Source organism: Acidobacteriota bacterium, from assembly GCA_030697165.1.
Lineage (GTDB): Bacteria > Acidobacteriota > Vicinamibacteria > Vicinamibacterales > UBA2999 > 12-FULL-67-14b.
Window position 1 is genome coordinate 134,035 of the sequence record JAUYQQ010000008.1, and the last position, 13,640, is coordinate 147,674.

Here is a 13,640-nt window from a genome sequence, read left to right on the forward strand (position 1 = left end):
CCGATCGTGAGCTGCCCGCTGTGCGGACCGTCTGAAAGCGCGGCCATCGCGGCCGGCGTCCGCGCCGGCGTCGGCACGCTGGTGCTCGTCACCGCGGTGGTGGTCCTCGCACTCGCCAGGTTCGCGTGGCGGCTGTGGGTGCTGCGCGAGAGGAACCCGTGATCGAGCGCTGGCTGCCGGCCGCCGCCTCGGCTCACGCGGGGATGCTCGATGCCGTGCTGCTCGGCATTCACTGGCACATGCTCGTGATCTTCACGGCCTGGCTGGCACTGTTCGTGATCATCCTGATCAGGTTCCGCAGCGGCGCCAACCCGGAGCCGCGCGCCACCGGCGTCCGCGGGCGGTGGCCATTCATCGCCATCGGCGCCGTGATCCTCGGCGAGGTGTTGATCCTGACGACCCAGGCCCTGCCAGCGTGGTCATCGCGCATGTCGCCACCGCCTGCGGGCGTGACGCCGATCGAGGTGCGCATCACCAGCGAGCAGTTCGCCTGGAACATCCACTACCCGGGACCCGACGGCGTGTTCGGCAGGACCGACAACGCACTGATCAGTGCCTCGAACCCGCTCGGCATCGATCGCACGGACGCGGCCGCCGGCGACGACATCGGCCTGCTCAACATCCTCACGCTGCCGGTGGATCGCACGGCCGTGATCCAGTTGACCAGCCGCGACGTGATCCACAGCTTTACGCTGAACGAGATGCGCGTGAAGCAGGACGCCGTGCCGGGCATGACCACCAGGACATGGTTCACGCCGACCATGACGGGGGATTGGGAGATTGCCTGCTCGCAACTATGCGGGCTTGGCCACTACCGCATGCGCGGCGAACTTCACGTCGTCACCGCCGAGGGGTGGGAGGCGTGGATGAAAGATGAGCAGGCGCGGCTCGCGCGGTGAGAGTTGAAAGTTAAAGAGTTGAAGGTTGAAAGTTTAAGTTGGTAGTTTCAGTGTCAGTTTCAGTTATTTCTCGATGGGCTCATTGCGGGCCACCCACTCATCCCAGCCGCCCTTGAGCGCCTTGGCGCCGGGAATGCCTTTCGCGGCCAGATCGACCGACGCGCGGGCGGCGGTCATCTCGTTGGTGCAGGCGCAGTAGGCGACGATCGTCCGCGTCTCGCCGGCGAACTGCGCGCCCCTGGCAAGAATCTGGGTGTAGTCGATGTTGACGGCGCCGGGAATGCGGCCCTTGGCAAACGCGCCGGGGTCGCGGACATCGAGCACGACGACCGCCTTCTGCTCCATCAAGACCTTGAGCTCGTCAATCGTGATGCGCGGTACGTTGCGAATCGCCTGTGCTGAGACCGTGACGCCGGCCAACAGAACGAACGCAACTACCGTCTTTGCGAGTTGAGCCATGACGCCCTGAACCTCCGCTGATCGTCGGTCAGCGTGCCGCCCGTTGACTCGAGGGTCACGATCTCGATGCGTGGGTCTTCCTCGAGGGTGATGCTGCCGTTGACGACTTCTCCGCTGCGGCGCACGTAGCGCAGCGGCGCCGCGACGCCTGGTTTCTGCTGCGCCAGGGCCTGCTCGAAGGCGGCCATCGAGGTCAGGTCAACGCCGCCCAGGTTGACGATCTGATCATCCTGCGCGACCCCGGCCTGGTAGAGCGGCGATTCCATGGGGACCAGCCCGCCGACGCGCAGGGCGCTGCCGCCGGCCTGCAACTGCACCTGGCCGGCGAACGCCTTGCCGGCCGCCCGTTTCCGCATCACCAGCCCGGCGCGCGCGAACAGGCGCGGGAAATCCACCACCTCGCGGCCTTCGACGTACTTGCTGAAGAAGTCGTTGGCGAACCCACGGTCGCCGGCAACCTTGGCGAGCGATTCCTTCAGGCCGTCGATGGTGTAGGGCGTGCTCACCTTCCCGGGCTCCTTCTGCCCAGGACGGCCAAACTGCGCCCAGAGCCCCTTCATGTAGTGATCGGCCGTCACTTGCGCATTCGAACGGTCGCGCAGCGACAGGTCGAGGCCCAGCCCGATCACCGACCCGTAGGTGTAATACGAGATGAAGAGGTTCGGAAAGGCCGTGCGATCGATCGATGCCGCAGCGTCCACGAACGGCGCCATCCGGCTCATCTCGATTGGGCCGCGGAACCGGCGGCCGGGTCCAAGCGTCACGGCATTGATCGATCCGGCAAGTTCGCCGAGCAGCCCCTCGAGCGGCAACAGGCCGGCGCGATGCAGGATCAGGCTGTCGAAGTAACTGGTGAAGCCCTCGCCCAGCCACAGGTCGTCGCTCATGTCGGCCTGCTCGAAATCGAACGGCTCGACGCCGGCCGAGCGCAGGCGCTCCATGTTCCAGGCGTGGAAGAACTCGTGCGAGACCGTGCCGAGAATGCCTTGCCGCTGCCCGGGGTTGCGCAACGCGCCCGAGCTCGTCAGCGACGTGCTGTTGCGATGCTCCATGCCATCGCCGCTGGCCCACGGCAGGTAGGTGCTCAGGAACGTATAGGTATTGGTCTCGAACTGCGGCAACTCGCCGAAGATCGGAATGGTCTCGCGGACGATCAACTCGACGTCGCGGGCGAAGGCGTCGGCCTCGGCCTCGCTGCCATCGTGAGTCAGGGCAATGCGAAAGGTCGGCGGCGGTCCCGCGCGCTTCTGCCCATCGTCGACCGTGAACTCACGCAAGGTGAAGGCGCTGAAGTCGGTGGGGCTGTCCATCAGGTAGTGGATATTGGGCGCGGTGAAGACCAGCGGGTCGGGCGTCGGAAACAGCTGCGTCGCGACTTTCCAGGTCTTACCGGGGGGCTGCACGAATGTGACACGTGCGGGACGCTCGAACCAGCCGCGCGCGAACATCAGCGCTGCGGGAATGTTGATGTGGGCGTGCATCGAGTCGATGCCCAGGTAGGTGCCGTCGGTGCGGTCGCCGAACACCTTGTAGGTCACCACCACCGTGCCGTCGTGGCCGGCGATGTCCCACTGGTGCGGATCGGGCCGCGCCGCCGCCAGCGGCTGGCCCTTGCCGTTCACCACCGCTACGTCGAACACGTTCTTCGCAAACTCGTGGAGCGCGTAGCGACCGGGCGAGGTGCGCGCCATCCGCACCTGCAGCACGCCGGCCGGCACTGCAGGAAACTTCACTTCCACCTGCATCCAGCGATGCTCGGGGGTTGGGAACGACAGCGTGTATTCAACCGGCGCCTGCGCCCACGCGGTCGAGCTGATCAGGAGGAGGACGATGACTGCGAGAAACCGTTTCGCCATTCCGCTTAGCATGCCACGAACCTTGGCCACAGAGTTCACAGAGGGCACAGAGAAGACAGGCCGGTGGACAGTGGCAGAGTCGTTGGGGGCCGGCCTACGGCCGGCGACCGGTCTGACGGTGCCGTGTCCTCTGTGTCTCTGTGTCCTCTGTGGCAAATTCCGTGGACTAGAATCTCAGCCATGAAGAAGCTGTTCGCGGCGTTCGCGTTGCTCATGATTGGCATCCAGCCCGCCGCCCAATCCGATCCCAAGTCGGCCGCGTTCGGCTGGGTCGACGCCAACGCCCCGGTTCTCAACCGCGTCAACCGCAACATCTGGACGTGGGCCGAAACCGGTCTGGAAGAGACCAAGTCATCTGAAGAGCTGCAGTCCTTGCTGCGCGCGAATGGTTTTGCCATCGAGGCCGGCGTCGCCGGCATGCCCACGGCGTTTGTGGCCAGCTACGGGACCGGCCGGCCGGTGATCGGCATTCTCGCGGAATTCGACGCGTTGCCCGGGCTGTCGCAGGACGCCTCGCCCGAGCGCACCAATCGCGCCGGCGCGTCGGCCGGGCATGGCTGCGGCCACAGCGTGTTCGGCACCGCCAGCAGCGGCGGCGCCATCGCCATCAAGCAGGCGCTCGCGTCGGGCGCCATCAAGGGCACCGTCAAGCTGTTCGGCACGCCCGCGGAGGAGACCGGCATCGGCAAGACCTACATGCTGCGCGAGGGCATGTTCAAGGGTGTGGACGCCATGCTCTCGTGGCACGCCCTCGACCGCACCATGGCGACGTGGGACTACTCGAAAGCCATGGTCTCGGTGAAATTCAGGTTCGAGGGCCTGCCGTCGCATGCCTCAGTGTCGCCGCACCAGGGCAAGAGCGCGCTCGATGCGGTCGAGTTGATGAGCGTCGGCGTGAACTATATGCGCGAGCACGTCAAGGAGGACACGCGCATCCACTACGTCATCACCAACGGCGGCGGCCAGCCGAACGTGGTGCCGCCGTCGGCGGAGGTCTGGTACTACCTGCGCGCCAACAAGCACGCGGATGTCGAGGAGTCATTCGTGTGGCTCACCGAAATTGCCCGCGCCGCGGCGGCCATGAGCCGGACGACGCTGATCGAAACGCGGGTGGAGGCCGACCTGCATGAAGTGCTGCCCAACCGCACACTGGCGGAGGTGATCCAGAAGAACCTGGAACTGGTGGGACCACCGAAGTTCGACGACCGTGAACGGGCGTTCGCCCGCGCCACCCAGAAGGATCTGAAGCCGCTGCCCGAAGTCGCGTTGTCGGACCGCGTCGAGCCGCTCTCGAGCGGCCCGCCGACCCAGGGCGTGCACTCGACCGATGTGGGCGACCTCACGTGGTTCTTCCCGGTGGGCCAGTTCACCGCCGCCACCTATTCCTACGGCGCGCCTGGCCACAGCTGGCAGATCGTGGCGTGCACCGGCACCAGCATCGGCGAGAAGGGAATGATGGTGGCGGCCAAGACCATTGCCGGTTCGGCCATCGACCTGTACCGCTCACCTGAATTGATTCAGCGGGCGCGCGAGGATCTCAAGAAGACCATGGCGGGGCAGAAGTACGTGACGCTGATTCCTGAGGGACAGAAGGCCCCGAAGACCATTCGGTAACGGTCCGGCTAAAGCCGGACGCCACATCGGTGTCGCCGGACGCCACATCGATGTGGTGTCCGCCTTTAGGCGGACCTTACGATCCCAATTTCGAGAACTCGTCTCGCGCCTGCAGCAGCAGCGGCACATCGGGATCGGCGTCTTTCCAGAACTCGAAGAAGGCCTGGTAGCTCTTGCGGGCCTCGTCGCGGTTACCGAGCGCCGCGTGCGTGCGCGCCAGTTCCACCATGGCATATGCCTTCGCCGTACCGAGGCCGCGCTGAAAGGTGTCCTCGGTCAGCAGGGTCAGGCCCTTGATGGCCGCCGGCCAGTCCTTGAGCTGAACCTGGGCGATCGTCCACAGGCCGATCACATCGGCGTGCTCCGGCGTAAACGCGGTTGGCTCAAGCAAGGCGATGGCTTCGCCCGGCTTGTTCTCGGCGAGCGCCAGGACGCCGCGATACGCACGCTCCGCAGTCGCGGCGGTCGAGCTGCCAGCCGACTGGCGACGCAGTTCAGCCAGCGCCTCCGGCATCAGCTCGCGCGCGCTGCGCCCGTCCCTGGTGACCGCGGCCAACACGAGGCGTTCGTCGAGCGCGCTGGCTGGTAGTAGCTCATCCTCCAAAGCCGACTCGACGCGCGCCTGGGCTTTGTCGGTCAGACCGACCATGGCCTCGTTGATCGCCAGGCTGACCAAGGCCTGGCCGACCTGGTCGCGGCGGCTGGCGGCCTCCATTCGCGACTGCCACTCGGCCGCGAAGGCCGAAGCCTGACGCAGCTGCCCGGCATACGCCGCTGCGCGAAACCGGACCTGGAGGAAGTCAATCTCCTCGCGCTTGCCGGCCACCGCCGCCACTTGCGCATCGGCCAGCGCCTGGTCGCCCGTGAGAATCGCCAGGGTGAACAGGCTGCCGCGCGCGCCGGCGTTGTTCTGGATAGCCAGCGCCGTCTCGAGCGCCGGTCGCGCGTCGGCGAAGCGGCCCTGGCTCAAATAGGTGTCTCCCAGGTTCTGCCAGGCGATCGGCTGGTCGGGCGCGACGCGGGTGGCGGCCTCCTGGTTGCGCAGCGCCTCGGTCAACTCGCCACGCTGCCGCAGCAGCAGCGCCGAATTAGCCAGCGCGGTGTAGTCGTTGGGATAGGCGGCGAGCCACACCCGGTAAGCATCAAGCGCCTTCTGTGCGTCGGGCTCCACCACGCTGTAATACCGCGCTTCAATGTAGAGCCGTTCGACCTCGCTCACCTTGGCCCGAAACTCGTGCGCCTTCGCCGTCATCTTGCGGGCTTCGTCGCCCTGGCCAAGGTTGGAATACACCGTGCCCAAGCGCGCGTACGCCAGCGCGAACTGCGGGTCGAGCTCCACCGCGCGTCGGAAGAACGGCACCGAATCGAAGTCCCCGGTCGTGCGCCGGGTCCGCAGTCCCTGGCTGTATGCCTTGAGCGCCTCGAGTGACGGGGTCGTCGCCTCTTCGATCTTCGCGTCGTAGCGCTGAATCGAACCAAGCGACTCGCCGAGCTTCTCGCGAAACGTCGAGACCGCCCCGCCCAGGGCGGCAAGCACGGTCTCCTTCGCGTCGACCTGGACCTGTTCCTCGGCCAGCACGCTGCCGGTCAGGCAGTCCTGTGCATTGAGCGTGATCACGTAGGCCGACCCAAGCATGGCAATGGTGCCGCCAAGCAGCGCCTTGCCGCCGGCACGCTGGCACACTTCGCGGCCCACTTCGGCGGTAATCGGCTCGCTTGGATTGCGGCTCATGAGCCGCAACGTCGCCTGCACCTGTTGTTCGGACACCACCGTGAGAAACGGCGATTGGCGTAACTGCAGCGCGAGCGCCTCGCCAAGCGTGTCGTCGAACATGGTGTCGCCGGTGCGGTTCACGACCGACGACAGCACCACGGTGTCCTTCTCGGTCAGCGCCGGGGTCGTGATCGAGCGGTAGAGCAGGAAGCCGCCGACCAGGGCCACCGTCACGAGCGGCGCGCCGATCAAGAGGCCCTTCCGCCAGCCTCGAGCGGGAGGTGCCGCAGGAGCCGACGGCATGGTCCGGCTAAAGCCGGACGCCACATCAGTGGTGCCGGACGCCACATTAGCCGTGCCGGACGCCGGTATGGTCCGGCTAACCACCTTCGCCGAGGCTCCGGCGGTCAAGAAGCCGGACGCCACATCAGATGTGCCGGACGCGGCATCGACCGGCGCGGCCGCGACGGCGGTGGTGCCACTCTCGGCCGCCCGCTTCAGGCGCTTCAGGTCGGCGCGCAGTTCCGCGGCGCCCTGGTAACGCGTCTCGCGATCCTTCTCGAGCGCCTTGTCGATGATGTGATCGAACTCCGGCGTCAGCCCCGCCCGCAGCTGCGACGCCGGCAATGGCTTCTTCGTGAGCAGCCCTTCGAAAATGGTCGCAACCGTCGTGCCGGGAAACGGCAGCTGTCCGGTCGCCATCTCGTAGAGGACGATGCCGGCGGAGAAGACGTCGCTGCGGGCATCAATCTCCTGCCCGCGCGCCTGCTCCGGCGACATGTACGACACCGTCCCAATCGTTGTCCCCATCGTCGTCAACTGATCGGTGGCGCCGATGGTCGAGTCCAGGTGGTCCTGGCCACGCACCGTCTTACTGAGCTTGGCGACGCCGAAGTCGAGCACCTTCAGCGTGCCGCGGCGGGTAAGGAACAGGTTGGCGGGCTTGATGTCGCGGTGGACAACGCCCTGGGTGTGTGCGGCGTCGAGCGCATCGGCCATCTGCGCGCCCAGTTCGAGTACTTCCTCGAGCGGCATGGCGCCCTTGGCCACGCGGTCCTTCAGCGACTGGCCGTCGAGCAGCTCCATGACCATGAACTGCCGGCCCAAATGTTCGCCGATGTCGTAGAGCGTGCAGATGTGCGGATGGTTCAGGCTCGACACGACGCGCGCTTCGCGCAGGAAGCGCTGCACGGCCCCGGCGTTGGCGTTGGCTTCGTCCGGCAGGAACTTGATGGCCACCTTGCGGCCGAGTCGCGTGTCTTCAGCCTCGTAGACGACACCCATGCCGCCGGCGCCCAGGCGCGACAACACCCGGTAGTGCGAGATGGTTTCGCCGATCACAGGTTTCCCGCCTCCGGCTCGTCGAGCACTTCGCGAATCTTCTTCGCCAGCTGCATGGGCGTGAACGGCTTCTGGAGGAAGGGCTTGCCTTCGTCCAGCACGCCGGTCTTCACGATCGCCTCGTCCATGTAGCCGGACATATACAGCACGCGAATCGACGGGCGCAGCGCGCGCAGGGCTTCGGCCACCGCCGGGCCGCTCATGTCGCCAAGAATTACGTCACATAACGCCAGGTCGAAGTGGCGCGTGTCGTCAGTGCCGAGCGCCAGCCCGGCCCGACCCGAGGCCGCCTCGGTCACGGAATAGCCCAGCCGCAGCAGCAGTTCCTTCGACAGCCGGCGCACGGACGTATCGTCTTCGACAAGGAGGATGTGCTCGGTGCCGTCGGGCATCTTCTCCACTGAAGGGTCGACCGCCACCACCGGCGGCGCTTCCGATCGGGGCAGGTAGATGCGAAACGTCGTGCCCCGGCCGAGCTCGCTCGACACCGCGATGTGGCCATCGCTTTGCCGGACAATGCCGTAGGCGGTTGACAGGCCGAGGCCAGTGCCCTTGCCGACGTCCTTGGTGGTGAAATACGGCTCGAAAATGCGGGCGCGCACTTCCGGCGGCATGCCGACGCCGGTGTCGGCGACCGACAGCATCACGAAATTGCCGGGCTTGACGTCGGGGGCATCGGCCAGCGCGGCGGAATCGAGCACGGCATCGGCGGCCTCGACGGTGATCCGGCCGCCCTGGGGCATGGCGTCGCGGGCATTCACCACCAGGTTCATCACCACCTGCTCCACCTGGCCCGGGTCGACACGCACGTGGGGCGAGGCCGCCTTGCCGGTGACCGTCAGCACGATGTCTTCGCCGATCACCCGGCGCAGCATCGGCTCGACCTTGCTGAGCGCGGTATTGAGGTCGATGATCTTCGGCTGCAACACCTGGCGGCGGCTGAACGCGAGCATCTGCTTCGTCAGGTCGGCCGCGCGCATGGCGGCGCGGGCAATCTCTTCGGCGTCGGCGCGCCGTTCGTCCTTGGGATCGAGCGACGTCAGCACGATCTCGGTGTAGCCGATGATCGCCGTGAGCAGGTTGTTGAAGTCGTGCGCGATGCCGCCGGCCAGCCGGCCCACGGCCTCCATCTTCTGCGAGTGGCGCAGCTGCTCTTCGAGCAGCAGCCGCCGCTCGAGCGCATCGTCGCGCTCGGCCATGATGGCGGCCAGCAGCTGGCCGCTGAGCGACGCGAGCGTCAGGAAGCAGGACAGCAGGAACAGCGTGAACTCCACCGGGAAGGCGACAAACGGCCCCGCGCCCAACCCGGCAACGGCCAGCGCGAAGCTGGCAATCAGCGCCACCAGGGTGGCCGCGCCGCGCGGCCCAAAGCGCAGGCCTGCCCACCCGATAATCGGGAAGAAGATGAACACGACAGGAACGTCGCGGCCGGCGAAGATGCCCCACAGGCCGAACACCAACTGCGCGCCCAGAAAGAGAACCACTATCAGCCCGACGGCCTCGGCGATCCGCGGCCACGTCCAGGACAGGCTGCGACCCTTCGCCCACGCGAAGATCAACGTGGCCATGACCATGGTGCCCAGCCAGTCGCGCAGCCACCATAAGGTCAGTCCATAGAAGAACTCACCCGGCGCGACCCGACCCGCCAGAAAGCTGACACCGATCACGAAGATAGCAGCGACCAGTGCGCCGGCCGGGCCGGCCAGGAGCGAGAGGATGATCGGGTCGCGAACGCGCTCGAGGCGCGGATCAAACTTCAGTGCGCGAAGAATCCTGACCACGATCAACGGCTGCACCACTTGCGCCAGCGCGATGAACGCGGCCCACGGCAAGGGTTCGTGCCGGGCGTGCAAGGCGAACGAGCCCAGGACAATGCCAGGCAGGAACCGGAACCCCCCCAAATAAGTGACCGCCACCGCCAGGCCGACTGGCGGCCAGAGCGGCGTCAGGGACTGGCCATCCACCACCGGCAAGAGCACCAGTTCGGCCAGCCCCCAGGCAAGCAGGGCCACGCCCAGGTTGAGGACTACGTCGCGGACCTGCGAATGGGCGGCAAACCAGTCGTGGAGTGCTGCTTGGGGGGACTTCTCGGACACGTGCCATGAAGCCTAACGGCTGAGTGTCACGCGCGCAAGCATAGCTGGACGGCCCGGCAGCCGAAATTCCCACGAAGGGAGTGAAAACACGGGTTTGGCGGATGCGAAATTGTGAAAGACGGCGTTGAGGAGTGAGGCCGCAGGCCTGAATGATGGCGGTGAGGCAGGGATTCGAACTCTTCGAGCGCCCATTTCCTAAGTTGGTGATGGCGAACGACTTCTGGCTCTAAGAGGTTGAATCCCAGCCGCTTACTTCATCGTGCGAGGTCCCTGGCGTCCACAGCAATCCGCGCGATTCAACCGAGGTTTTGGAGACGTGGTGGAGACGGTCTTCGCACCACAACAACTGTCCACTAAATGCCGGGAACTCCACTGCCTACTGGGGACGCTGACCAACCCGAATCGTGTCGTTCGGTTGGACCAGATCGTCCAGGCCGGCATCGACTTCGACTGGCTGGCCGTTGACCCGCCGGATGATCTTGATGCCACTCGGCGAGCCACGTTCGGAGACACCGCCGGCAACGGCGATCGCCTGATCAACCGTCATGTTCGGGACGAGCACGTATCGTCCCGGACTCCTGATAAAGCCGGTGACGTAAAACGCGTCGGCCGGGGGGACGAACACCGTGTCGCCGTGCTGCAGCAACAGGTTGGACACGATGCGGCCCGCTCTGAGGTCGTCAATGGCCAAGCGCACCACTTCTTCGGCGGCACTTTTGTCTCCGGGCATTGCCGGCGTCACGCCGACGGCCGCAGGGTCCTTGTAGCGATTAACAATGAGGACGTTGCCGGCAGCCACCGTCAGCGAACCCGCCTTCGCAATCACTTCAAGCAGGGTCAGCTGTCCTTCGAAGGTGTACCTGCCAGGCATACGAACCTCGCCCAGCACGAAGATCGAGCGGCTCTGGTCAGTCGCGGTCTTCACTGGCGCTTGGGGGCTGCTGTCTCCTTCGACCTTCGCGCTCCCCTTGGCGCCGGCTTTGGGCAATTCCTTGACGCCTCCGACTTCTCCTGGGTTCGCAGCCGCGTGGAATTCGCGATCGAGTACGCCCGCTTTGCGCTCGTCCGGCGCGCGCCGCGATGACTGATCGTCAGTCGTGACGGCAGCGGCTGCCGCCCTGGCGACCGCCCGCACCGGCGCGACCGACCCCACGACGAGGGCCGCAGCCAGCACGGTGCCGGCGGCGAGCGCGAACCCGGTGCGGCCGCGGTGGAGACGATCGTCGAGAACCGCCGTCACGCGCGTGGACAGGTCGCTGCGGTTCGCCATACCCAGAATCGGCTGAACCGGCGTCGCCGACATCCGCTGCGCCAGCGTCACCAGCTGTTCGGCGTAGGCGGTCCGCTCCTCGCGGAGCACGACCGCGTCATCGCACGATCGTTCCGCCTCAAGGCACAAGCGCCGCCAGGCCGACCAGACCATCGGGTGGAACCAGTAGAACGCCGCCACGGTGCGAGCGATGATTTGCATGAGCCAATCTCCTCGTTGAATGTGTTCGATCTCGTGCATGAGCGCGCACCGCAGCTCGCCCTCGGGCCACTCGCGCGCGTCGGGTGGCAGGACGATGACGGGACGGCTGATGCCGAATGTCATGGGCCCGGGCACGGCTTCGTGCTCGAGCAGTTCGACAGCCACGGAGACGCCGCGCGACTCGGCGAGGCGAGCGAGTTCCGCGCGGGGCCAGGCCACCGGCAGGCCGGTTCGGCGGATCATGGACAGCCGCCACAACGCCGACGCGACTGGAAACAGAAAGGCAATCACTCCCGCCAGCCACGCCAGGCGCAACCACGGCCAGGCAGACAGGGCTGGGAGCGATCGCTCGACCACATTCGGCGCCATCGGCACACCGTCGATTGGCGCGGGCGTGAAGGCGATGCGATTGACCGGTTGCACGATTGTTGATGCCACGGGCACATCGATCGTCAACGCCGGAACGCTGATCATCAGGACAGGCAGCGCCGCGAGGGCGATGAAGGATGTCGAAATCACGAGGTGACGTACGGACGCGCGGGCCCTGTGCGCGAATCGCGCCGCGATCAATCCAACCGCGAGCAGAAGTGTGGCTTTGACGAGGAGCGACAGCTCGAATGAGCCCGACAACAGGAGCGCCGCGCTGGACAGACTTGGCACCATCACTTCCTCCGGTTCCTGCGAACCTGCTCGATTTCCTTCCGGAGCGCGTCGAGCTCGTCGTCGCTCCAGGCTTCCTGCTTGAGAAGGGCGGTGGCCGCCTCGCTGGCGGAGCCGCCAAAGAAGATGCGCGTCAGCTGGCCCACCGCTCTTTTCTGCGCGGTGGTGCGCGAGGTAACGGGAGAATAGATGTAACGCAGGCCCTCGGCGCGATGCGTGATGGCGCCCTTCGCTTCGAGCTTGGCCAGCATCGCGCGCACGGCGGAGTAGGTCGGAGGATCGGTGAGGCTCTGACGGATGCCTTCGGCGTCGGCGCTGCCGCCGAAGGCGTAGAGAGCATCGAGAATTTCGCGTTCGCGGCGGCTGAGTTTGGTGTCCATGTGCTACGTTCGCAGCAGCTTAGTGCTGCGAACGTAGCATGTCAAGCCCGGCGCGGCAGGCTCCCGAATCGGGTATGACGAGCTGCTCGCGAAGGCGCAGTTCGCCGCGCACTGCGACGACACGCCCAGTCGCAGGTTGCCGCTATGCCTGAAAAGGCATATGATGAGGAGTCGCCGCATGTCGAAGGCGCCCGTACCAGACGTTGAAACGAAACCTGTCCGCTGGATCGGCAGCAGCAAGGAAGATTTAAGTGTCTTCCCCGCTGAAGTAAAGGGGCGCGTTGGCCAGGCACTATGGAAGGCCCAGACTGGCTCCAAAGCGTCCTTTGCCAAGCCACTCAAAGGATTCGGCGGCGCGGGTGTGCTGGAGGTCGTTGACGACTTCGATGGCGAGACCTACCGGGCTGCCTACACGGTTCGCTTCGCCGAAGTCGTCTACGTGTTACATGCCTTCCATAAGAAGTCTCGTAAGGGCATCGAGACACCCAAGTCAGATATCGATCTGATCAAGACTCGACTCATCCGCGCAAGAGAGGACTACGCACAATGGCGAAAAAGTCAGGGATTCTAGTGACGCCGAGTTCCGGAAACGTGTTCGCCGATCTGGGCTTCGCGGAGCCGGAAGAAGAACTCGCAAAGGCTCAGCTCGCCAGCCGCATCCAGGACATCGTCAAGCAACGCCGTCTGACCCAAGTGGCTGCGGCCAGCCTCATGGGCATCGATCAACCCAAAGTATCGGCCCTGCTCAGTGGTCGCCTCGCCAATTTTTCGAGCGGCCGGTTGATGCGACTGCTGACCACGCTGGGTCAGGATGTCGAGATCGTCATCAGGGCCAAGCCGCGCCGTCGTCAGCGCGGACGCGTTCGGGTCGTCGAAGCCAACGCCTGAGGACGGAGGTCATCAGGAGCTTGGAGACATTTTGGAGACGCCAGCGGACCCGCTCGCAAGAACTCCAGTGGCGACAACAACTTGCGGATCGCTGGCAGCAGGGATTCGTCCTTCGAACACTGCTGTGCCGAAGCTCATTTGAGAGAACAACTTAGCGGGATCTTGATGGCGGTGAGGCAGGGATTCGAACCCTGGGTAGGGATTTAAACCCCTACAACGGTTTAGCAAACCGCCGCCTTAAGCCTCTCGGCCACCTCACCGC

The 13,640-nt window shown here is 65.6% G+C and carries 11 protein-coding genes and 1 tRNA gene; 5 read left to right on the forward strand and 7 right to left on the reverse strand.

Features of this window, described 5'->3' with window-relative positions; translation table 11 throughout:
- The first annotated feature begins 6 nt into the window (after positions 1-6).
- Positions 7-162 (forward strand): hypothetical protein, encoded by a 156-nt coding sequence (locus Q8T13_06875; GenBank protein MDP3717472.1) that lies wholly within the window; start codon positions 7-9, stop codon positions 160-162.
- Entirely contained in the window at positions 159-899 is a 741-nt protein-coding gene (locus Q8T13_06880; protein ID MDP3717473.1) for a hypothetical protein, read from the forward strand. Before Q8T13_06875 ends, Q8T13_06880 begins: the two co-directional genes overlap by 4 nt.
- A 63-nt stretch (positions 900-962) precedes the next feature.
- On the opposite strand, the gene Q8T13_06885 is transcribed toward Q8T13_06880, so the two are convergent.
- Together Q8T13_06885 and Q8T13_06890 are read right to left on the reverse strand one after the other, a co-directional pair.
- On the reverse strand, positions 963-1,358 hold the full coding sequence (locus tag Q8T13_06885; GenBank protein MDP3717474.1) for a rhodanese-like domain-containing protein: 396 nt from the start codon (positions 1,356-1,358) through the stop codon (positions 963-965).
- Positions 1,334-3,214, reverse strand: a complete 1,881-nt coding sequence (locus Q8T13_06890) for a M61 family peptidase (GenBank protein MDP3717475.1) — start codon at positions 3,212-3,214, stop codon at positions 1,334-1,336. The genes Q8T13_06885 and Q8T13_06890 overlap by 25 nt, the downstream gene beginning before the upstream one ends.
- 180 nt (positions 3,215-3,394) lie before the next feature.
- Between Q8T13_06890 and Q8T13_06895 the strand changes: the two genes are divergently transcribed.
- A complete protein-coding gene (locus tag Q8T13_06895; GenBank protein MDP3717476.1) occupies positions 3,395-4,828 on the forward strand; it encodes an amidohydrolase in 1,434 nt (477 codons plus the stop codon).
- Positions 4,829-4,904: 76 nt separating this feature from the next.
- Here the strand turns inward: Q8T13_06895 and Q8T13_06900 are convergent, their stop codons facing one another.
- The 4 genes from Q8T13_06900 to Q8T13_06915 form a co-directional block, all read right to left on the reverse strand.
- Complete coding sequence (locus Q8T13_06900; GenBank protein MDP3717477.1) at positions 4,905-7,883, reverse strand: protein kinase; 2,979 nt, start codon at positions 7,881-7,883, stop codon at positions 4,905-4,907.
- Positions 7,880-9,979, reverse strand: a complete 2,100-nt coding sequence (locus Q8T13_06905; GenBank protein ID MDP3717478.1) for an MASE1 domain-containing protein — start codon at positions 9,977-9,979, stop codon at positions 7,880-7,882. The genes Q8T13_06900 and Q8T13_06905 overlap by 4 nt, the downstream gene beginning before the upstream one ends.
- A 376-nt stretch (positions 9,980-10,355) precedes the next feature.
- Complete coding sequence (locus tag Q8T13_06910; GenBank protein MDP3717479.1) at positions 10,356-12,113, reverse strand: M56 family metallopeptidase; 1,758 nt, start codon at positions 12,111-12,113, stop codon at positions 10,356-10,358.
- Positions 12,113-12,490, reverse strand: a complete 378-nt coding sequence (locus Q8T13_06915) for a BlaI/MecI/CopY family transcriptional regulator (GenBank protein MDP3717480.1) — start codon at positions 12,488-12,490, stop codon at positions 12,113-12,115. Before Q8T13_06915 ends, Q8T13_06910 begins: the two co-directional genes overlap by 1 nt.
- Positions 12,491-12,668: 178 nt before the next feature.
- On the opposite strand from Q8T13_06915, the gene Q8T13_06920 reads away from it, so the two are divergent.
- Together Q8T13_06920 and Q8T13_06925 are read left to right on the forward strand one after the other, a co-directional pair.
- A complete protein-coding gene (locus tag Q8T13_06920; protein MDP3717481.1) occupies positions 12,669-13,061 on the forward strand; it encodes a type II toxin-antitoxin system RelE/ParE family toxin in 393 nt (130 codons plus the stop codon).
- Complete coding sequence (locus tag Q8T13_06925; protein MDP3717482.1) at positions 13,037-13,378, forward strand: helix-turn-helix transcriptional regulator; 342 nt, start codon at positions 13,037-13,039, stop codon at positions 13,376-13,378. The genes Q8T13_06920 and Q8T13_06925 overlap by 25 nt, the downstream gene beginning before the upstream one ends.
- Before the next feature lie 166 nt (positions 13,379-13,544).
- On the opposite strand, the gene Q8T13_06930 is transcribed toward Q8T13_06925, so the two are convergent.
- A tRNA-Ser gene (locus tag Q8T13_06930) sits at positions 13,545-13,638 on the reverse strand.
- Positions 13,639-13,640: the final 2 nt, after the last annotated feature.

Excerpts from the sequence above, each read along its gene's own strand:
- Q8T13_06925 (MDP3717482.1), top strand. The coding sequence starts at position 13,037 with ATGGCGAAAAAGTCAGGGATTCTAGTGACGCCGAGTTCCGGAAACGTG.
- Q8T13_06890 (MDP3717475.1), bottom strand. The coding sequence starts at position 3,214 with ATGGCGAAACGGTTTCTCGCAGTCATCGTCCTCCTCCTGATCAGCTCG.
- Q8T13_06920 (MDP3717481.1), top strand. The coding sequence starts at position 12,669 with ATGTCGAAGGCGCCCGTACCAGACGTTGAAACGAAACCTGTCCGCTGG.
- Q8T13_06915 (MDP3717480.1), bottom strand. The coding sequence starts at position 12,490 with ATGGACACCAAACTCAGCCGCCGCGAACGCGAAATTCTCGATGCTCTC.
- Q8T13_06895 (MDP3717476.1), top strand. The coding sequence starts at position 3,395 with ATGAAGAAGCTGTTCGCGGCGTTCGCGTTGCTCATGATTGGCATCCAG.
- Q8T13_06885 (MDP3717474.1), bottom strand. The coding sequence starts at position 1,358 with ATGGCTCAACTCGCAAAGACGGTAGTTGCGTTCGTTCTGTTGGCCGGC.
- Q8T13_06910 (MDP3717479.1), bottom strand. The coding sequence starts at position 12,113 with ATGGTGCCAAGTCTGTCCAGCGCGGCGCTCCTGTTGTCGGGCTCATTC.